This is a genomic window from Salmonella sp. SG203 (assembly GCF_013350575.1).
GTDB lineage: Bacteria > Pseudomonadota > Gammaproteobacteria > Enterobacterales > Enterobacteriaceae > Salmonella > Salmonella enterica.
Map to the genome: position 1 here is coordinate 117,365 of NZ_SNMT01000006.1, position 20,019 is coordinate 137,383.

Genomic DNA, 20,019 nt, shown 5'->3' on the forward strand with positions numbered 1-20,019 from the left:
GGTTGCGAAGACGCGTACAGTCGAAAGACTGAACATGCGCGTACCTGTATACCCCTACCACCCTGAACAGGATCAGGGTAATGGCGGCAAGGCATCACGCATTTATTCTTGCAGGCACAGGAAGCGGTTGCGGCAAAACCACGGTGACGCTTGGTTTGTTGAGGCTGCTGCAAAAACGCGCGCTGCGCGTACAGCCGTTTAAAGTTGGGCCAGATTACCTTGATACCGGCTGGCATACCGCTATCTGTGGCGTGGCGTCCCGTAATCTTGACAGTTTCATGCTTCCTCCTCCTGTTCTCAACGCCTTATTTTGCGAACAAATGCGGCAGGCGGATATCGCTGTCATTGAAGGGGTCATGGGGCTGTATGACGGCTATGGCGTCGACCCCAATTACTGCAGCACAGCCGCGATGGCCAAACAGCTTGGTTGCCCGGTCATCCTACTGGTGGACGGCAAGGCTGTTTCAACGTCGCTTGCGGCTACCGTTATGGGATTTCAGCACTTCGACCCGACCCTCAACCTCGCGGGCGTGATTGTGAATCGCGTCACTAGCGACGCCCACTATCAGCTCCTCAAAAATGCCATTGAACATTATTGCTCACTGCCGGTACTGGGGTATGTCCCTCCTTGCGACGGCGTCGCATTACCTGAACGCCACCTGGGGTTGATTACCGCCAGAGAATCCCTCGTCAATCAGCAATCATGGCATGATTTTGCCGCCTCGCTGGAACAAACAGTGGATGTGGATGCGCTACTCTCGCTGAGCGTGTTATCAGCGCTTCCGACGGGAATGTGGCCTGAGCGCCCCGATAACACAGCGGGGGCAGGGCTGACGCTTGCTCTGGCGGATGATGAGGCCTTTAACTTTTATTATCCCGATAACATCGATTTGCTGGAGCGTGCCGGCGTTAACATTGTGCGTTTTAGCCCACTGCATGACCGCGCATTGCCTGATTGTCAGATGATCTGGCTGGGCGGTGGATATCCTGAATTATACGCCGCGGATCTGGCGGCAAATACGGTGATGTTAAAACATTTGCGGGCGGCGCATCAGCGCGGCGTGGCGATTTACGCGGAGTGTGGCGGTCTGATGTATCTGGGGAGCACTCTGGAGGATAGCGGTGGGGAAATTCATCAGATGGCGAATATTATCCCCGGTCACAGCAAAATGGGTAAGCGACTTACCCGCTTTGGCTACTGTGAGGCGCAGGCTATGCAGCCAACGCTATTGGCGGCGCCTGGCGAGATAGTGCGCGGCCATGAATTTCACTACTCAGATTTTATCCCCGAAACACCCGCCGTTATGGCCTGTCGTAAGGTTCGCGATGGCCGCGTGTTACAGGAATGGACTGGCGGCTGGCAGACAGGCAACACGTTTGCCAGCTATCTGCACGTCCATTTCGCCCAGCGTCCGGAAATGTTGCAGCACTGGCTGGCGGCGGCGAGGCGCGTATTATGACGATCCTTGCCTGGTGTATCGCCTGGGTGCTGGATTTTATCATCGGCGACCCTCAACACTGGCCCCATCCGGTACGCTGGATAGGTCGTTTAATCACGTTTGTGCAGCGTATTGTGCGTCGCTATTGTCCCGGCGATAAAGCGCTGCGGATTGGCGGCGGCGTAATGTGGGTTGTGGTTGTCGGGGCGACCTGGGGCGTGGCATGGGGCGTACTGGCGCTGGCGCAGCGGATTCACCCCTGGTTTGGCTGGAGCGTCGAAGTCTGGATGATCTTTACCACGCTGGCCGGACGCTCTCTGGCCCGCGCCGCACAGGAGGTTGAACGACCGTTACGGGAGAACGACCTTGCGGAAAGCCGAATAAAACTCTCCTGGATCGTCGGGCGCGATACGTCGCAACTTCAGCCAGCGCAGATCAATCGCGCCGTGGTGGAAACGGTTGCAGAAAACACCGTTGACGGCATTATCGCGCCGCTCTTTTTCCTCTTTCTCGGCGGCGCGCCGCTGGCGATGGCCTACAAAGCCGTCAATACCCTGGATTCAATGGTGGGCTACAAACATGAAAAATACCGGGCGATTGGTATGGTCAGCGCCCGTATGGACGACGTAGCGAACTATCTTCCTGCCCGACTGAGCTGGCTGTTGCTGGGCATTGCGGCAGGACTGTGTCGCCTGAGTGGTTGGCGGGCGCTGCGTATTGGCTGGCGTGACCGTTATAACCACAGTAGCCCAAATTGCGCCTGGTCGGAAGCGTGTGTGGCCGGCGCCTTAGGTATCCAGCTCGGTGGCCCAAATAACTACTTTGGCGAGCGTGTGGACAAGCCCTGGATCGGCGACGCGCAGCGCGATATTTCCGTGGACGATATTTCCCGAACGATTCGATTGATGTGGGTCGCTTCAACCCTGGCGCTGGCGCTGTTTATTGCGGCGCGGTGCGGGTTATCTGGCGTGGCCTGAGGACGACAGTATGCATTATATCCAGCAGCCCCAAACCATTGAGGCCAATAGTTTCACCATTATTAGCGACATTATTCGCGAAACGCGTCCTGATTACCGTTTCGCCAGTCCGCTCCATGAGGCCATTATCAAGCGGGTTATTCATACCACCGCCGATTTCGACTGGCTGGACATTTTGTGGTTCTCTGCCGATGCGCTGGAACAGCTTTGTGATGCGCTACGTCAACCTGGCATTATTTATACCGATACCACGATGGCGCTGTCCGGCATTAATAAAAGATTACTGGCGACGTTTGGCGGCGAGTGTCGCTGTTATATCAGCGATCCGCGCGTGGTGCGCGCCGCAAAAACGCAGGGGATTACCCGCTCAATGGCCGCCGTCGATATCGCTATCGCCGAGGAGGAGAAAAACAAGCTCTTTGTTTTCGGTAATGCGCCGACGGCCCTGTTCCGTTTGCTTGAACATAACGTGACGGTGAGCGGCGTGGTGGGCGTACCGGTAGGCTTTGTCGGCGCGGCGGAGTCCAAAGAGGCGCTCACCCATAGCCATTTCCCCGCGGTTGCCGCGTTAGGGCGTAAAGGCGGCAGTAACGTGGCTGCCGCTATCGTCAATGCGCTGCTCTATCATCTCCGGGAGGCCTGATGAGCGAGCTTTCTTTTGACGCGCCGGTCTGGCGCCACGGTAAAGCGTTACGTAAAGGATATACCACCGGTTCCTGCGCGACGGCGGCGGCAAAAGTCGCCGCGCTGATGGTATTACGTCAACATCTGATTCATCAGGTCTCCATCGTCACGCCGTCGGGCGTCACGCTATGCCTGAACGTGGAGTCGCCGCACATTGAAGGCCAGCAGGCGATAGCCGCAATTCGTAAAGATGGCGGCGATGACGTGGATGCCACGCACGGAATGCTGATTTTTGCCCGCGTTACGCTCAACGACAGCGGTGAGATTACGCTCACTGGCGGCGAAGGTATTGGTACGGTAACGCGTAAAGGGATTGGACTGCCGCTCGGGAGCGCCGCCATCAATCGTACGCCGCGCCATACCATTGAGTCAGCGGTGCGCGAAGCGATAGGCCCGGCGCGTGGGGCCGATGTGGAGATTTTTGCCCCGGAAGGCGAAGCGCGGGCGCAAAAAACATATAACTCGCGGCTTGGCATTCTTGGCGGCATTTCCATTATTGGCACTACCGGCATTGTGACGCCGATGTCGGAAGAAAGCTGGAAACGCTCACTATCGCTGGAACTGGAGATCAAACGGGCGTCAGGATTAACGCGGGTGATACTCGTGCCGGGCAACCACGGCGAACGGTTTGTTCGCGAACAAATGGGCGTCGACACACAGGCAGTCGTCACCATGAGCAATTTTGTCGGCTACATGATTGAAGAGGCGGTACGGCTGGGATTTTGCCAGATAGTGCTGGTGGGGCATCCTGGAAAACTGATCAAAATCGCCGCCGGGATCTTTCATACCCATAGCCATATTGCCGATGCGCGCATGGAAACGCTGGTCGCGCATTTAGCTTTACTGGGCGCGCCGCTGGAGTTACTCACCCTGGTCGGCGATTGCGATACCACTGAAGCGGCAATGGAGCACATTGAAGCATATGGCTTCGGGCATATCTATAACCATCTTGCCAGGCGCATTTGTTTGCGAGTCATGCAGATGCTGCGTTTTACCAAAACGCCGCCTGTCTGCGACGCCATCCTGTTTTCTTTTGATAACCATATTCTCGGCAGTAATCGTCCCGTCGACGAGATTGCTAAGGAGCTGCAATGCTAACGGTCGTGGGAATGGGGCCCGCCGGACGGCATTTGATGACCCCTGCGGCGCTGGAAGCGATAGACCACGCCGATGCGCTGGCAGGCGGTAAACGGCATTTGGCGCAGTTTCCGGCGTTTGGCGGCGAACGATTTACGCTGGGCGCGGATATTGGCGCGTTGTTGTCCTGGATTGCCGCCCGCTGGGATAAAGGGATCGTGGTGCTGGCCTCCGGCGATCCGCTGTTTTATGGCATCGGTACACGCCTGGTGGCGCATTTTGGTATCGAACAGGTTCGCATTATCCCTGGCATCAGCGCCGTACAGTATCTGTGCGCACAGGCTGGAATTGATATGAATGACATGTGGTTGACCAGTAGCCACGGTCGTTGCGTCAGCTTCGATCAGTTGGCGAGCCATCGCAAAGTGGCGATGGTCACGGATGCCCGCTGCGGGCCGCGAGAAATCGCGCGGGAACTGGTCGCGCGGGGCAAAGGGCATCGCTTAATGGTGATTGGTGAAAATCTGGCGATGGAAAATGAGCGGATCCACTGGCTACCCGTCAGTGCGGTCAACGCCGACTATGAAATGAATGCAGTGGTGATCCTTGATGAAAGATGAGCTTTTTCTGCGCGGCGAGAACGTGCCAATGACCAAAGAGGCGGTACGGGCGCTGGCACTGTCGAAACTTGAGCTCCACCGCGCCAGTCACCTGATTGACGTCGGGGCGGGAACGGGAAGCGTCTCAATTGAAGCGGCGCTGCAATTTCCTTCGTTGCAGGTGACGGCTATCGAGCGTAATCCTGCCGCACTACGGCTGCTTGATGAGAATCGTCAGCGCTTTGCCTGCGGCAATATCGATATTCTCCCCGGCGAAGCGCCAATGACCATAACCGGGAAAGCCGATGCGGTGTTTATGGGCGGCAGCGGCGGACATCTGACGGCGCTGATTGACTGGGCGATGGGCCATCTGCATCCCGGTGGCCGTCTGGTGATGACCTTTATCTTGCAGGAAAACCTTCATAGCGCGCTGGCGCATCTTGCGCACATCGGCGCATGTCGAATGGACTGTGTACAGCTTCAGCTTTCATCGTTAACGCCGCTGGGGGCGGGGCACTATTTCAAACCGAACAATCCTGTTTTTGTTATCGCCTGTCAGAAGGAAGAAAACCATGTCAGAGACATTTGATCCACGCTGTGTATGGTTCGTCGGCGCCGGGCCGGGCGATCGCGAGCTGATCACGCTTAAAGGCTACCGCCTGCTGCAACAGGCGCAGGTAGTTATCTATGCCGGTTCGCTGATCAATACCGAACTGCTGGATTACTGCCCCGCGCAGGCAGAACGCTACGACAGCGCCGAACTGCATCTTGAGCAGATTATCGAGCTGATGGCCGCGGGCGTGAAAGCGGGAAAAACGGTGGTGCGTTTGCAAACGGGCGATGTTTCGCTGTACGGCTCCGTGCGTGAGCAAGGCGAAGAGTTAACTCGCCGTGGTATCGACTGGCAGGTAGTGCCTGGCGTCAGCGCGTTTCTCGGCGCTGCGGCAGATCTGGGTGTGGAATATACCGTACCGGAGGTATCGCAGAGTCTCATTATTACCCGTCTGGAAGGGCGCACGCCAGTACCGGCGCGCGAACAACTGGAGGCGTTCGCCAGTCACCAGACGTCGATGGCGATTTATCTCTCCGTTCAGCGTATTCACCGAGTGGCGGAACGTCTCATTGCCGGCGGTTATCCGGCAGCTACGCCTGTCGCGGTCATCTATAAGGCTACCTGGCCGGGAAGTCAGACCGTTCGCGGCACGTTAGCGGATATTAGCGACAAAGTACGTGATGCTGGCATCCGTAAGACGGCGCTAATCCTGGTCGGGAATTTTCTGGGTAAGGAGTATCACTACTCAAGACTTTATGCAGCGGACTTTAGCCATGAATACCGTAAAGCCTGAATCCATTGCGTTGTTTTGCCTGACGCCCGGCGGCGTGGCGCTGGCAAAGAGACTCGCCGCGATGCTGCCGTTAACCTGCTTTACCAGTGAAAAACTGCGGGAAGAGGGATTTATTCCCTTCGATGGCGGATTCGCTAATACCGCCCGGCAGGCTTTTACCACTTATACCGCGCTTATTTTTATCGGCGCGACCGGCATTGCCGTTCGTGTCCTGGCGCCGTTAGTGAACGACAAGTTCAGCGATCCGGCGGTGGTCGTCATTGATGAACGTGGTCAGCATGTCATTAGCCTGCTTTCCGGTCATGCGGGCGGGGCCAATGCCTTGACGCGCTACCTGGCAGGAATGTTAGGCGCCGATCCAGTGATTACCACGGCAACGGATGTCAATGAGATGTCCGCGTTGGACACCTTAGCTTTCCAGCTTAACGCCCGCATGACCGATCTTCGAACGGCGGTAAAAACCGTTAATCAGATGTTGGTCAGTCATCAACGGGTGGGGTTATGGTGGGATGCCGAACTAACGGAAGAGATCGGCCAGTGCGATATTCGTGGTTTTATCCCTGTTGATGATTTGCAGCGGTTGCCTGAACTGGATGCGCTTATCTGCGTCTCTTTGCGTAATGACCTCCCTGAGCTTCCCGTACCGCACTGGAAACTGGTGCCCCAGCGCGTGGTGGCGGGAATTGGCTGTCGCCGCGATACGCCATTTCCCCTGTTAGCGACATTACTGGCGCGCCAGCTTGAAGCGCAGAAACTCGATCCGCTGGCGTTAAAAGCGATTGGCAGCGTCACGCTCAAAAAAGGGGAGCCGGGGCTTATTCAGCTCGCCTCCTGCTGCCGCGTGCCTTTTAAAACCTTTACCGCCGAAGCGTTGCGCGAATTCGAACACCATTTTCCCGGTTCTGGCTTCGTCAGAAAAACGGTGGGCGTTGGCAGCGTATCCGGCCCGGCAGCGTGGTTATTAAGCCAGGGACAATTGTTAGGCGAGACCCTGCGAGAACAGGGCGTCACTATTACTTTAGGAGTTGCACACTGATGTTGAGCGTAATTGGTATTGGCCCCGGTTCGCAGGCAATGATGACGATGGAGGCGATTGAGGCGCTTCAGGCGGCGGAAATCGTCGTGGGTTACAAAACCTATACCCATCTGGTTAAAGCATTCACTGGCGACAAACAGGTGATCAAGACCGGCATGTGTAAGGAAATTGAACGCTGCCAGGCGGCGATTGAGCTGGCGCAGGCCGGGCATAACGTGGCGCTGATTAGCAGCGGCGACGCCGGTATTTACGGCATGGCGGGACTGGTGCTGGAGCTGGTGAGCAAGCAGAAGCTGGATGTAGAGGTTCGCCTTATTCCGGGGATGACCGCCAGTATCGCAGCCGCCTCGCTGCTGGGTGCGCCGCTGATGCACGACTTCTGTCATATCAGCCTCAGCGACCTGCTGACCCCGTGGCCGGTAATTGAAAAACGTATTGTTGCCGCCGGAGAGGCAGACTTTGTTATCTGTTTTTACAACCCGCGCAGCCGCGGGCGCGAAGGGCATCTGGCGCGCGCGTTTGACCTGCTTGCCGCCAGTAAAAGCGCGCAGACGCCGGTTGGCGTGGTGAAATCCGCCGGACGTAAAAAAGAGGAAAAATGGCTGACTACGCTCGGCGATATGGATTTTGAACCGGTAGATATGACCAGTCTGGTCATCGTCGGTAATAAAACGACCTATGTTCAGGATGGGCTGATGATAACGCCGCGAGGTTACACGCTGTGAATGAGGGGGATGTGCTGGTGGTGGGCGGCACCAGCGATGCGCGCGCGTTATGCCGACAACTGGATGCGGCGAACGTCGCGTACACCTTATCTGTGGCGACGCCAGCCGGAAAAGCGCTGGCGGGCGACATTAAAGGGCAGGTGCGCTGTGGTCGTCTGGAGTACGGGCAGATGGTCGCCTGGCTAAAAGAAAACCGTACTCGCTGGGTAATAGATGCATCGCATCCTTATGCAGAAATGGTCAGCCATAACCTCCTTCGCGCCTGTGAAACGGCAGGCGTGTTGTTAAGTCGTTATCAGCGTCCGGAGCAGCTTAGCAATCTGACGCATCCGCTTCTCTATACGGCGCGCAGTATTGCCGATGCCTGCGAGATAGCGAGGCGTTTTGGTCCGCGCGTGTTACTGACGACCGGCAGTAAAGATCTGGCCGTCTGGCGTGCCGGGCTGGCGGAAAAAACGTTGCTGGCGCGCGTACTGCCCGTGGCGGAGGTGATTCAACGCTGCAGCGAACTGGGGTTCGGCGTTGGAGAAATTTTCGCTCTGTGTGGGCCGTTCAGCGCTGATTTTAACGCCGCGTTTTACCACCAGTGCCGGGCCGACGTGGTCATTACCAAAGCGTCCGGCGCGGAGGGGGGATATCAGGAAAAAGTTCAGCCCTGTCTGGATGCGGGCATTCCCTGCATCGTTATTGCGCGCCCGACGCCGCTTGTGACGGGTGATGAGTTACTGGAAAGCCAGGCCGCCTTTGCGCAGCGTTTATCGCGCTGGCTGGCCGCAGCTAAGGAGTAAAAATGAAAAAAGCGCTTCTGGTGGTCAGTTTTGGCACCAGCTATCACGACACCTGTGAAAAAAACATTGTGGCGTGCGAACGTGATCTGGCGGCGTCCTGTCCCGATCGCGACCTGTTTCGCGCCTTCACTTCCGGAATGATTATTCGCAAGCTTCGCCAGCGTGACGGTATCGACATCGATACGCCATTACAGGCTTTGCAAAAGCTTGCCGCACAGGGATATCAGGACGTGGCGATTCAGTCGTTGCACATTATTAACGGCGACGAATATGAAAAAATTGTCCGTGAGGTACAACTCTTGCGTCCGTTATTCACTCGCCTGACGCTGGGCGTGCCGCTGCTGAGCAGCCATAACGATTATGTGCAGCTAATGCAGGCGTTGCGACAACAGATGCCATCGCTCAGACAAACGGAGAAAGTCGTTTTTATGGGCCACGGCGCCAGCCATCACGCATTCGCAGCTTATGCCTGTCTCGATCATATGATGACCGCGCAGCGCTTTCCGGCGCGCGTCGGCGCCGTAGAAAGCTACCCGGAGGTCGACATCCTGATCGACAGCCTGCGTGACGAAGGCGTCACCGGCGTACATTTGATGCCATTAATGCTGGTGGCGGGCGATCACGCCATTAATGATATGGCTTCAGACGACGGCGACTCATGGAAAATGCGCTTTAACGCGGCGGGCATTCCGGCGACGCCGTGGCTGAGCGGGCTGGGAGAAAACCCGGCTATCCGGGCGATGTTTGTCGCGCATTTGCACCAGGCGCTGAACATGGCGGTAGAGGAGGCGGCATGAACGGTAAATTATACGCATTAAGTACCGGGCCAGGCGCGCCCGACCTGATAACCGTCCGCGCAGCGCGGATTCTTGGCTCGCTGGACATTCTGTATGCGCCCGCCGGTCGTAAGGGGGGCGATAGTCTGGCGCTGTCGATTGTGCGCGACTATCTCGGCGAGCAGACGGAAGTACGTTGTTGCCATTTCCCTATGAGCGCTGACGGCGCCGAGAAAGAAGCGGTCTGGAACGAGGTTGCCGCCGCGCTTACCGCAGAGGTGAAAGCGGGTAAACAGGTCGGTTTTATTACCCTGGGCGATGCGATGCTATTCAGTACCTGGATTTTTTTACTCCAGCGTATCGGCTGCCCGGAGTGGCTGGAGATTGTCCCCGGCGTCACGTCCTTCGCCGCGATAGCCGCCCGCGCGAAAATGCCGCTCGCCATAGAACGGCAATCGCTGGCGGTTATTTCTTGTACCGCGCCGGAAGCGGAAATAGCCCAGGCGCTACAACAGCATGATAGCCTGGTGTTGATGAAAGTGTATGGCCGGTTCGCCCGTATTAAAGCGTTGCTGGCGCAGGCTGGCCTGCTGGAATGCGCCTTAATGATGTCCGAGGCCACACTGCCCGGCGAGCAGTGCTGGCGCCATCTCCACGAGGTCAACGATGATCGAGCGTTGCCCTATTTTTCGACCATTCTGGTCAATAAACAGTGGGAGTATGCAGAATGAAACTTGAACAGCAGCTTAGACAGTTGTCTTTCAGTGGACTGGCTGCAGCGCTATTGCTGATGGTTGTCCCGCAACAGGCGTTTGCGATGCATATCATGGAGGGCTTTTTACCGCCAGTGTGGGCGCTGGCCTGGTGGTTACTGTTTTTACCCTGCTTGTGGTATGGGCTGGTACGCTTACGGCGTATTGTGCAGGAGGATAATCATCAGAAGGTACTGCTGGCGCTGTGCGGCGCGTTTATTTTTGTCCTGTCCGCGCTCAAAATTCCGTCGGTAACGGGGAGTTGTTCACATCCGACCGGCGTTGGTCTGGCGGTTATCTTGTTCGGGCCTGGGGTGGTGGCGATTCTCGGCGCGGTTGTGCTGTTGTTTCAGGCGCTATTGCTGGCGCACGGCGGCCTGACGACGCTTGGCGCAAACGGAATGTCGATGGCGGTGATTGGCCCGGTTGTCGGTTATCTGGTGTGGAAAATGGCCTGCCGTGCCGGACTGCGCCGCGATGTCGCCGTTTTTCTGTGCGCGATGCTGGCGGATTTGGCGACCTATTTTGTGACTTCAGTCCAGCTTGGCGTTGCGTTTCCCGATCCCCATGCCGGAGCGACAGAGTCTGTTGTGAAGTTTATGGGGATTTTCTGCCTCACACAGATTCCTGTCGCCATTGCCGAAGGTTTATTAACCGTCATGATTTATGACCAGTTAACCAAACGGCAAGTGATTACCGTACAAGGACATTAAAATGAAAAAAACGTTGATGTTGTTAGCGATGGTGGTGGCGCTGGTGATTCTGCCGTTTTTTATTAACCATGGCGGTGAATATGGCGGTTCAGACGGCGAAGCGGAAAGCCAGATTCAGGCTATTGCGCCGCAGTATAAACCCTGGTTTCAGCCGTTATATGAACCTGCCAGCGGTGAAATTGAAAGCCTGCTGTTTACCCTTCAGGGCTCTCTTGGCGCGGCGGTGATTTTTTATATCCTGGGGTATTGCAAAGGTAAACAACGCCGTGATGACCGGGCTTGATCGACTCAGCTATCAAAGCCGCTGGGCACACGTTGCGCCGCAGCGCAAGTTTTTGCTGTGGCTGGCGATGATGATACTGGCGTTTGTTCTGCCGCCTGTAGGGCAGGGCATTGAGCTGCTGATCATTGCCGGATTGAGCTGTTGGCTATTGCGCATATCCCTCTGGCGCTGGTGTCGATGGATGGCGATACCTTTTGGATTTTTGTTGGTCGGCGTGATAACGATTATCTTCAGCATCAGCCGCGAGCCGCAAATGCTGCTGGCTGGCATATCTGTTGGGCCGTACTGGATCGGGATTACCCGTGCGGGCGTGGTTACGGCGAATGAAACGTTCTGGCGTAGCCTGACGGCGCTGTCCGCGACGTTGTGGCTGGTGATGAACCTACCGTTTCCGCAGTTAATTAACTTGCTTAAGCGCGCGCATATTCCACGCCTGCTTACCGAGCAAATCCTGTTAACGTGGCGCTTTCTCTTTATTCTTCTGGATGAGGCGGCGGCAATTCGCCGCGCGCAAACGCTGCGTTTTGGTTATTGCAGCCTGCCGAACGGCTATCGATCTCTGGCAATGCTGACTGGACTCCTGTTTACGCGGATGTTAATGCGTTATCAGCAAATGACTACCACGCTGGATATCAAACTGTATCAGGGTGATTTTCACCTGTAAGGACTATTATGCTTGCCACTTCAGACCTGTGGTTTCGTTATCAGGATGAGCCGGTACTTAAAGGGTTAAATCTGGATTTTTCGCTTTCGCCTGTTACCGGTTTGGTGGGCGCGAACGGCTGTGGGAAGTCTACGCTTTTTATGAACCTGAGCGGCCTGTTGCGTCCGCAAAAAGGGGCCGTGTTGTGGCAGGGAAAACCGCTGGATTACAGCAAGCGCGGACTACTGGCGCTGCGCCAGCAAGTTGCGACGGTTTTTCAGGACCCTGAACAGCAGATTTTTTATACTGATATCGATAGCGACATTGCGTTTAGTTTACGTAATTTGGGGGTGCCGGAGGCGGAAATCACGCGCCGCGTCGACGAGGCGCTAACGCTGGTTGACGCCCAACATTTTCGCCATCAGCCCATTCAGTGTTTGAGTCATGGGCAAAAAAAACGTGTGGCTATCGCCGGAGCGCTGGTGCTACAGGCGCGCTATCTATTGCTGGATGAACCCACTGCTGGTCTCGATCCCGCAGGGCGCACTCAGATGCTTGCTATCATCAGGCGGATTGTGGCGCAGGGCAATCATGTCATTATCTCCAGCCATGATATCGATCTTATTTATGAAATTAGCGATGCCGTATACGTATTACGCCAGGGCCAGATCCTGACGCATGGCGCGCCTGGCGAGGTTTTCGCGTGTACGGAAGCGATGGAACAAGCGGGGCTAACCCAGCCCTGGCTGGTCAAACTTCATACTCAACTGGGACTGCCGCTGTGTAAAACAGAAACGGAGTTTTTTCATCGAATGCAAAAGTGCGCATTCAGGGAGGCGTCATGACGCAGGCAGTTATGTTGCAGGGGACGGCATCCGACGTCGGCAAAAGTGTGCTGGCGGCGGGTTTATGCCGCATTTTTTATCAGGATGGTCTGCGTACCGCGCCGTTTAAATCGCAAAATATGGCGCTTAATTCTGGTATTACGCCGGATGGTAAAGAGATGGGGCGGGCGCAAATTTTTCAGGCGGAAGCCGCGGGGATCACGCCAGATGTGCGTATGAACCCGGTGCTGCTCAAACCGACCAGCGATCGTCAGGCGCAGGTCGTGCTGATGGGGAAAGTGGCGACCAATATGGATGCGGTGAGTTACCATGACTATAAACCGCGTTTGCGTGAGCAAATCCTTGCGGTCTATAACAGCCTGGCGCAGGAATATGACGTTATTGTGCTGGAAGGCGCCGGAAGCCCGGCGGAAATCAATCTGCGCGATCGCGATATCGTCAATATGGGAATGGCGGAAATGGCCCAGTGTCCGGTTATTCTGGTGGCGGATATCGACCGGGGCGGCGTATTCGCCGCTATTTATGGCACGCTGGCGCTGCTGCATAAACAGGAGCGTGACAGAGTAAAGGGCGTCATTATCAACAAATTCCGCGGCGACGTGGCGCTACTCTATTCCGGTATCGAACAAATCGAATCGCTTACTGGCGTCCCGGTCCTGGGAGTGATGCCATGGCTGGATGTGGATCTGGAAGATGAAGATGGCGTCGCGCTGCAAAACGATAAATATCGCGGTAACGCCCCCCGTGATATCACTATTGCCATTGTGCAACTGCCACATATTTCTAACTTTACGGATTTTAACGCTCTGGCGGCGCAGCCGGATGTGCGCATACGCTATATTCGCCGCCCGGAAGCGTTGACTGACGCTGATCTGGTGATCCTGCCGGGCAGTAAGAATACGCTGAGCGACCTCGCCTGGCTGCGTGAAAGCGGGATGGCGGATGCGGTATTGCAGACACATCGGCAGGGCGTGCCGGTGATGGGGATTTGCGGCGGCTACCAGATGCTGGGCGACACCATTGTGGATGAGGTGGAGTCGGGGCTGGGTACGCAGCCAAGCCTGGGGCTGCTTAATACGATCACTCGCTTTGCACAGGATAAAACCACGACGCAGGTTAACGCGACAATGTCAGGCGAGCTGCCCGGCTGGCTGGCTGCCGCGGCGGGGCTACCGGTACGCGGTTATGAAATTCACATGGGGGAAACGGTGCTGCAGGAAGGATGCTGTACGGCCATGACGTTACAGAAAAATGGATGCTCTGTGGCGGATGGCGCGGTCACCGCCGACGGACTGGCGTTTGGCACTTACCTTCACGGCCTGTTTGACAGCGATGCCTTTACCCGTGCGGTGGTCAATGGGTTACGGGCGCGAAAAGGGCTTGCGCCGTGGGAAACGACTTTTTGTTATGCGGATCATAAAGCGCGGCAATTTGATCTGCTGGCGGAAGCGATGCGGCAACATATTGATATTGATAAAATTTATAACATCATGCAACAACATCAGGAGCCGGTATGATGATTCTGGTGACGGGCGGGGCGCGTAGTGGTAAAAGCCGTCATGCTGAAACCTTAATTGGCGATGCGCCGCAGGTACTGTATATCGCCACCTCGCAGATTCTTGATGACGAGATGGCGGCGAGAATTCAGCATCATAAAGATGGCAGGCCGGCACACTGGCGGACCGCAGAATGCTGGCGGCATCTTGATACGTTGATTACCGCGGATCTTGCCCCTGACGACGCGATTTTGCTGGAATGTATTACCACCATGGTGACGAATCTGCTGTTTGCGCTGGGAGGCGAAAACGATCCCGAACAGTGGGATTATGCGGCGATGGAGCGCGCCATTGACGATGAAATTCAGATTTTAATTGCAGCCTGCCAGCGCTGCCCGGCGAAAGTGGTACTGGTGACAAATGAGGTGGGAATGGGGATCGTCCCGGAAAACCGTCTGGCGCGCCATTTTCGTGATATTGCCGGTCGGGTCAACCAACGACTGGCGGCAGCGGCGGATGAGGTCTGGCTGGTGGTCTCAGGTATTGGAGTCAAAATTAAATGAGTAAGCTGTTTTGGGCCATGCTCGCTTTTATTAGCCGCTTGCCCGTGCCGTCACGCTGGTCGCAGGGACTGGATTTCGAGCAGTATTCGCGTGGGATCGTGATGTTTCCCTTTATCGGGTTGATTCTGGGAGGGGTAAGCGGCCTGATTTTCATCCTCCTGCAACCCTGGTGCGGTATTCCGCTAGCGGCGTTGTTCTGTATTCTGGCGCTGGCGTTGCTGACCGGTGGTTTTCACCTGGATGGGTTGGCCGATACCTGCGATGGTATTTTTTCCGCGCGCCGCCGTGAGCGAATGCTGGAGATTATGCGTGATAGTCGTCTGGGAACCCATGGCGGGCTGGCGCTTATTTTTGTGCTACTGGCAAAAATTCTGGTGGTCAGCGAACTGGCGTTACGTGGAACGCCAATGTTGGCGGCGTTGGCGGCGGCCTGTGCGGCCGGACGCGGCAGCGCCGTTTTATTGATGTACCGTCATCGCTACGCCCGTGAAGAGGGGCTTGGCAATGTATTTATCGGTAAAGTCAGCGGACGGCAAACCTGCATTACTCTGGGATTGGCGGTAATCGTCGCCACGGTATTACTGCCTGGTATGCAAGGGTTGGCCGCAATGGTGGTCACATGCGCGGCGATTTTCATCCTTGGCCAGTTGCTTAAACGTACGCTTGGCGGTCAAACCGGCGATACGCTGGGCGCGGCGATCGAACTTGGCGAACTGATCTTTCTGCTGGCTCTGTTATGAGCCGATTATTACGGACGAGACATCTTATGCAGACACTACACGCTTTACTCCGTGACATTCCTGCGCCGGACGCCGAGGCGATGGCGCGTGCGCAGCAACATATTGACGGCCTGCTCAAACCGCCGGGCAGCCTGGGCAGACTGGAAACCTTAGCCGTTCAGCTCGCGGGAATGCCGGGTCTTAACGGTACGCCGCAGGTAGGTGAAAAGGCGGTGCTGGTGATGTGCGCCGACCATGGCGTCTGGGATGAAGGCGTAGCGGTTTCGCCCAAAATCGTGACGGCGATTCAGGCGACGAATATGACGCGGGGAACAACCGGCGTATGTGTGCTTGCCGCTCAGGCCGGTGCGAAGGTGCATGTCATTGATGTCGGTATTGATGCCGAACCTATTCCTGGCGTAGTTGATATGCGCGTCGCGCGCGGCTGCGGAAATATTGCCGTTGGCCCGGCGATGAGTCGCTTGCAGGCTGAGGCGCTTTTGCTGGAGGTTTCCCGCTACACCTGCGACCTGGCGCAACGCGGCGTGACCTTATTTGGCGTAGGGGAGCTGGGAATGGCGAACACTACGCCAGCCGCCGCGATGGTCAGCGTTTTTACAGGAAGTGATGCAAAAGAGGTGGTGGGGATTGGCGCGAATCTTCCGCCTTCCCGCATCGATAATAAAGTGGACGTCGTGCGGCGGGCGATTGCGATTAATCAGCCCAATCCGCGCGACGGCATTGATGTGTTGTCGAAGGTGGGTGGTTTTGATCTGGTCGGGATGACCGGCGTGATGCTTGGCGCGGCAAGGTGTGGCTTACCCGTATTGCTGGATGGCTTTCTTTCCTACTCGGCAGCGCTGGCGGCCTGTCAGATTGCGCCTGCGGTGAGACCTTATCTGATCCCGTCGCACTTTTCGGCGGAAAAGGGCGCCCGCATCGCGCTCGCGCATTTGTCTATGGAACCCTATTTGCATATGGCGATGCGGTTAGGTGAAGGAAGCGGCGCGGCGCTGGCGATGCCGATCGTGGAAGCCGCGTGCGCCATGTTCCACAATATGGGGGAGTTAGCGGCCAGTAATATTGTCCTGCCGGAGGGGAACGCAAACGCAACATAACCCGGGCGCACAACACCAGCCATGTGAGAAAAAAGCTATACTTAACGCACACCTGCCGCGACAAAGGAAGGGATATAATGCGTCGTATCACACCTTTTTTTCCGTTTTTCGTCTTGTTGGTAAGCCATTTCTCGCTGGCTATAAGCTATCCGTTGCCGCCCGAAGGCAGTCGTCTGGTAGGACAGCCTGTCACAATCGCCGTACCGCAGAACAATACTCAGCCCTTAGAGTCATTTGCCGCCCGCTATGGTCAGGGGCTGAGTAATATGCTTGAAGCGAATCCCGGCGTGGATGTGTTTTTACCTCAGTCTGGTTCCACACTGGTAGTGCCGCAGCAGTTGATTCTGCCTGACACCGTTCGTGAAGGTATTGTGGTAAACGTCGCCGAGATGCGCCTTTATTATTATCCCGCAGGCACGAATACGGTTGAGGTGCTACCCATTGGTATTGGTCAGGCTGGCCGTGAAACGCCGCGCAACTGGGTAACTGCGGTTGAACGCAAACAAGATGGCCCGGTTTGGGTGCCAACGGCTAATACGCGTCGGGAATATGCTAAAGAGGGAAAAACGCTGCCCGCGATGGTGCCTGCGGGGCCGGATAACCCTATGGGGCTATACGCAATATATATCGGCAGGTTATATGCCATCCATGGCACTAATGCTAACTTTGGCATTGGCCTTCGCGTCAGTCAGGGCTGTATCCGTTTACGCAATGACGATATTAAATATTTATTCGACCATGTTCCTGTAGGAACCCGCGTTCAGATTATCGACAGGCCCGTTAAATTTTCGGTAGAGCCGGATGGCAGTCGTTGGCTGGAGGTGCACGAACCGCTTTCTCGCAACCGTGCTGAATTTGAGTCAGACAAAAAAGTTCCATTGCCCGTTACGCCAGTGCTGCGCACGTTTATCAAAGGGGATGACGTTGATACTTCGCGGGTTAATGAGGTGCTGGAGCGCCGTTCCGGAATGCCGGTCAACATTAGCGCGGGCAGGTCTGGCCTTTAAATATCCTGCCGCATTGCTGGTTTTCATGGGCTGGAGTATCTGTATTAGTAGTGAGTGTCATGGCAGGGGCTTCATTTTCTCAGCGAACCGTGAGGCCCCCGATTAAGTCCCCAAAAATATGGGTGTCAAAAAACCCGGCAAACCTTATCAGGTTAACCGGGTAAAGATAAGTTCTTATTTTTTAAACGTCTCCGGACTCACCAGGATGTCCCGAAACTAAAATCTGGCTCCTCTGACTGGACTCGAACCAGTGACATACGGATTAACAGTCCGCCGTTCTACCGACTGAACTACAGAGGAATCGTGTGGGGTCGTATATTAGCGGCGGAAAAATTTTTGTCAAACCCCATTTAACCTCTTACAGATTCGATTGCGGGTTATCTCATCACTTTGTTGCATTTGCAGACATTTTTTCTGCAAAAAGCTTTGCAGCCTTACGATTTCTCGCTCATTATTGAAATGTGGTTTCAACTCTCTTCTTTAAGGTCCATTTTGAACGTCTCCACTGCCTTACGCCAGGCTGTCGTCCGTACGCCCTGGTATGCCAAACGCAAGAGCTACAAAGTGTTGTTCTGGCGTGAAATCACCCCACTTGCTATCCCTATTTTTCTGGAAAATACCTGTGTTTTGCTAATGGGCGTGCTCAGTACTTTTCTCGTCAGTTGGCTGGGCAAGGAAGCAATGGCGGGCGTGGGGCTTGCCGACAGTTTTAATATGGTAATTATGGCTTTTTTTGCGGCTATCGATCTTGGTACTACGGTGGTGGTCGCCTTTAGCCTCGGCAAGCGCGACAGGCGACGCGCAAGGGCGGCGGCGCGCCAGTCGCTGGTGATTATGACGCTATTTGCCGTTGTGCTGGCAGTGGTCATTCATTATTTCGGCAGTGAAATTATTAATATTGTCGCAGGCGAGGCGACGCCAGAAGTAAAGGGGCTGGCGTTAACGTACCTTGAACTGACGGTGCTGAGTTATCCGGCTGCGGCAATTGCGCTAATCGGTAGCGGCGCGCTGCGTGGGGCAGGGAATACGAAAATCCCGTTGATGATTAACGGCGGGATGAACATTCTCAATATTATTATCAGCAGCATCCTGATTTACGGGGCTTTCTCCTGGCAAGGGCTGGGTTTTGCCGGCGCGGGGCTGGGATTAACCATTTCGCGCTACATCGGCGCGGTAGCGATTATTTGGGTGCTGATGATTGGTTTTAATCCGGCGCTGCGCATTCCGCTGAAAAGCTATCTGAAGCCGCTGAATTTCGGCATTATCTGGGAAGTGATGGGTATCGGTATTCCGGCGAGCATTGAATCAGTGCTGTTCAACGGTGGCAAGCTACTGACGCAAATGTTTGTCGCCGGAATGGGCACTAACGTTATTGCGGGTAACTTTATTGCCTTTTCCGTGGCGGCGCTTATCAACCTGCCGGGTAACGCCCTTGGTTCGGCGTCGACTATTATCACCGGTAAGCGTCTTGGTACCGGACAAATTGGTCAGGCAGAGCGTCAATTGCGCCATGTATTCTGGATGTCGACTATCGTACTTACGGCAATCGCCTGGGGGACGGCGCCGTTCGCGGGTCTGTTTGCCTCATTTTATACCCAGGAGCAGGACGTAAAAGAGGTAGTGAAAGTTCTGCTCTGGCTTAATGCTGCCTTTATGCCAATTTGGGCGGCCGCGTGGGTGCTGCCGTCGGGTTTTAAAGGCGCGCGCGATGTGCGATTTGCGATGTGGGTATCGATGCTGGGGATGTGGGGCTGTCGCGTTGTGGCAGGGTATACGCTTGGTATTGTGCTGGGTATGGGGGTTGTAGGGGTTTGGCTGGGGATGTTTCTTGACTGGGCCGTGCGTGGCGCACTGTTTTACTGGCGTCTGATAAGCGGGCGCTGGCTGTGGAGATACCCGCGCGTAAAGAGGGAGTAAGCGCTTTTTGCTGTGAAAATCATCAGGAAACGGTGAATTTTAACCGAAGTGTGGAATAAAGCAGCAAACGAACTTTTTTTGTGAAAACAGGCTTTGACAAGCCAGGGGCACCTCGTTAATATTCGCCCCGTTCACACGATTCCTCTGTAGTTCAGTCGGTAGAACGGCGGACTGTTAATCCGTATGTCACTGGTTCGAGTCCAGTCAGAGGAGCCAGATTTTAGTTTCGGGATATCCTGGTGAGTCCGGAGACGTTTAAAAAACAATAAATTATCTTTACCCGGTTGACCTGAGAAGGTTTACCGGGTTTTTTGATATCTGTTATTTTGGCGTCCGAGTGCCTCCAGGTTCGTTAAACAAATAGCCTTTCACGATGGCACTCACTGATACTGCTATCCGTAGGCTCAAACCCACCGATAAAAATTTCTGCATCAGAAAATAACAGATTGCATCCAGCGTCCTAAAACCATGCAGGGAGTGCGAAAACTGCTGCCTGATACATGGTGCCTGACAGCC

The 20,019-nt window shown here is 55.4% G+C and carries 22 protein-coding genes and 2 tRNA genes; 23 read left to right on the plus strand and 1 reads right to left on the minus strand.

Annotated elements, in window-relative coordinates; genetic code table 11:
* Positions 1-80 precede the first annotated feature (80 nt).
* The 21 genes from HV477_RS11145 (at position 81) to ldtA (ending at position 17,586) form a co-directional block, all read left to right on the plus strand.
* Positions 81-1,460 carry a cobyrinate a,c-diamide synthase gene (locus tag HV477_RS11145; RefSeq protein ID WP_023202812.1) on the plus strand — a complete coding sequence of 460 codons (1,380 nt, stop codon included), beginning with the start codon at positions 81-83 and terminating at the stop codon, positions 1,458-1,460.
* A complete protein-coding gene (gene cbiB, locus HV477_RS11150; protein ID WP_000153654.1) occupies positions 1,457-2,416 on the plus strand; it encodes an adenosylcobinamide-phosphate synthase CbiB in 960 nt (319 codons plus the stop codon). The genes HV477_RS11145 and cbiB overlap by 4 nt, the downstream gene beginning before the upstream one ends.
* A gap of 10 nt (positions 2,417-2,426) precedes the next feature.
* A complete protein-coding gene (locus HV477_RS11155) occupies positions 2,427-3,059 on the plus strand; it encodes a cobalt-precorrin-8 methylmutase (protein ID WP_000558995.1) in 633 nt (210 codons plus the stop codon).
* Positions 3,059-4,198 (plus strand): cobalt-precorrin-5B (C(1))-methyltransferase CbiD, encoded by a 1,140-nt coding sequence (cbiD, locus tag HV477_RS11160; protein WP_023224776.1) that lies wholly within the window; start codon positions 3,059-3,061, stop codon positions 4,196-4,198. Before HV477_RS11155 ends, cbiD begins: the two co-directional genes overlap by 1 nt.
* Positions 4,192-4,797, plus strand: coding sequence for a cobalt-precorrin-7 (C(5))-methyltransferase (locus tag HV477_RS11165; RefSeq protein ID WP_000958839.1), 606 nt, complete (start codon positions 4,192-4,194; stop codon positions 4,795-4,797). Before cbiD ends, HV477_RS11165 begins: the two co-directional genes overlap by 7 nt.
* Complete coding sequence (locus HV477_RS11170; protein WP_000650985.1) at positions 4,787-5,365, plus strand: decarboxylating cobalt-precorrin-6B (C(15))-methyltransferase; 579 nt, start codon at positions 4,787-4,789, stop codon at positions 5,363-5,365. Before HV477_RS11165 ends, HV477_RS11170 begins: the two co-directional genes overlap by 11 nt.
* The gene (locus HV477_RS11175; RefSeq protein WP_000004864.1) at positions 5,349-6,122 is read left to right on the plus strand and encodes a cobalt-precorrin-4 methyltransferase; all 774 of its coding nucleotides are present in this window, start codon (positions 5,349-5,351) and stop codon (positions 6,120-6,122) included. Before HV477_RS11170 ends, HV477_RS11175 begins: the two co-directional genes overlap by 17 nt.
* A complete protein-coding gene (gene cbiG, locus HV477_RS11180; protein WP_001098923.1) occupies positions 6,103-7,158 on the plus strand; it encodes a cobalt-precorrin 5A hydrolase in 1,056 nt (351 codons plus the stop codon). The genes HV477_RS11175 and cbiG overlap by 20 nt, the downstream gene beginning before the upstream one ends.
* Positions 7,158-7,883 (plus strand): precorrin-3B C(17)-methyltransferase, encoded by a 726-nt coding sequence (locus HV477_RS11185; protein ID WP_000953643.1) that lies wholly within the window; start codon positions 7,158-7,160, stop codon positions 7,881-7,883. The genes cbiG and HV477_RS11185 overlap by 1 nt, the downstream gene beginning before the upstream one ends.
* Positions 7,880-8,671 (plus strand): cobalt-precorrin-6A reductase, encoded by a 792-nt coding sequence (locus HV477_RS11190; RefSeq protein ID WP_001001975.1) that lies wholly within the window; start codon positions 7,880-7,882, stop codon positions 8,669-8,671. The genes HV477_RS11185 and HV477_RS11190 overlap by 4 nt, the downstream gene beginning before the upstream one ends.
* Positions 8,672-8,673: 2 nt before the next feature.
* Entirely contained in the window at positions 8,674-9,468 is a 795-nt protein-coding gene (locus HV477_RS11195; RefSeq protein WP_000709784.1) for a sirohydrochlorin cobaltochelatase, read from the plus strand.
* Positions 9,465-10,178: a cobalt-factor II C(20)-methyltransferase gene (locus HV477_RS11200; RefSeq protein ID WP_017465527.1), complete on the plus strand. Its 714-nt coding sequence runs from the start codon at positions 9,465-9,467 to the stop codon at positions 10,176-10,178. The genes HV477_RS11195 and HV477_RS11200 overlap by 4 nt, the downstream gene beginning before the upstream one ends.
* Complete coding sequence (gene cbiM / locus HV477_RS11205; RefSeq protein WP_001808092.1) at positions 10,175-10,912, plus strand: cobalt ECF transporter S component CbiM; 738 nt, start codon at positions 10,175-10,177, stop codon at positions 10,910-10,912. The genes HV477_RS11200 and cbiM overlap by 4 nt, the downstream gene beginning before the upstream one ends.
* Before the next feature lies 1 nt (position 10,913).
* Positions 10,914-11,195, plus strand: a complete 282-nt coding sequence (locus tag HV477_RS11210) for an energy-coupling factor ABC transporter substrate-binding protein (RefSeq protein WP_000753212.1) — start codon at positions 10,914-10,916, stop codon at positions 11,193-11,195.
* Positions 11,182-11,859, plus strand: coding sequence for an energy-coupling factor ABC transporter transmembrane protein (locus tag HV477_RS11215; protein ID WP_079899082.1), 678 nt, complete (start codon positions 11,182-11,184; stop codon positions 11,857-11,859). The genes HV477_RS11210 and HV477_RS11215 overlap by 14 nt, the downstream gene beginning before the upstream one ends.
* Positions 11,860-11,867: 8 nt before the next feature.
* Entirely contained in the window at positions 11,868-12,683 is an 816-nt protein-coding gene (locus HV477_RS11220) for an energy-coupling factor ABC transporter ATP-binding protein (protein ID WP_000881542.1), read from the plus strand.
* Entirely contained in the window at positions 12,680-14,200 is a 1,521-nt protein-coding gene (locus HV477_RS11225) for a cobyric acid synthase (protein ID WP_079899083.1), read from the plus strand. The genes HV477_RS11220 and HV477_RS11225 overlap by 4 nt, the downstream gene beginning before the upstream one ends.
* The gene (gene cobU, locus HV477_RS11230) at positions 14,197-14,742 is read left to right on the plus strand and encodes a bifunctional adenosylcobinamide kinase/adenosylcobinamide-phosphate guanylyltransferase (protein WP_000973193.1); all 546 of its coding nucleotides are present in this window, start codon (positions 14,197-14,199) and stop codon (positions 14,740-14,742) included. The genes HV477_RS11225 and cobU overlap by 4 nt, the downstream gene beginning before the upstream one ends.
* The gene (cobS, locus tag HV477_RS11235; protein WP_000039997.1) at positions 14,739-15,482 is read left to right on the plus strand and encodes an adenosylcobinamide-GDP ribazoletransferase; all 744 of its coding nucleotides are present in this window, start codon (positions 14,739-14,741) and stop codon (positions 15,480-15,482) included. The genes cobU and cobS overlap by 4 nt, the downstream gene beginning before the upstream one ends.
* A gap of 26 nt (positions 15,483-15,508) precedes the next feature.
* Positions 15,509-16,579 carry a nicotinate-nucleotide--dimethylbenzimidazole phosphoribosyltransferase gene (cobT, locus tag HV477_RS11240; RefSeq protein WP_045901206.1) on the plus strand — a complete coding sequence of 357 codons (1,071 nt, stop codon included), beginning with the start codon at positions 15,509-15,511 and terminating at the stop codon, positions 16,577-16,579.
* A gap of 77 nt (positions 16,580-16,656) precedes the next feature.
* Entirely contained in the window at positions 16,657-17,586 is a 930-nt protein-coding gene (gene ldtA, locus HV477_RS11245; RefSeq protein ID WP_001252817.1) for a L,D-transpeptidase, read from the plus strand.
* 224 nt (positions 17,587-17,810) lie between these two features.
* Here ldtA and HV477_RS11250 read toward each other — a convergent pair.
* A tRNA-Asn gene (locus tag HV477_RS11250) sits at positions 17,811-17,886 on the minus strand.
* A gap of 159 nt (positions 17,887-18,045) precedes the next feature.
* Between HV477_RS11250 and HV477_RS11255 the strand changes: the two genes are divergently transcribed.
* Together HV477_RS11255 and HV477_RS11260 are read left to right on the plus strand one after the other, a co-directional pair.
* Positions 18,046-19,503, plus strand: coding sequence for an EmmdR/YeeO family multidrug/toxin efflux MATE transporter (locus HV477_RS11255; protein WP_001669456.1), 1,458 nt, complete (start codon positions 18,046-18,048; stop codon positions 19,501-19,503).
* 140 nt (positions 19,504-19,643) lie between these two features.
* Positions 19,644-19,719: transfer RNA gene (locus HV477_RS11260), tRNA-Asn, on the plus strand.
* Positions 19,720-20,019: the final 300 nt, after the last annotated feature.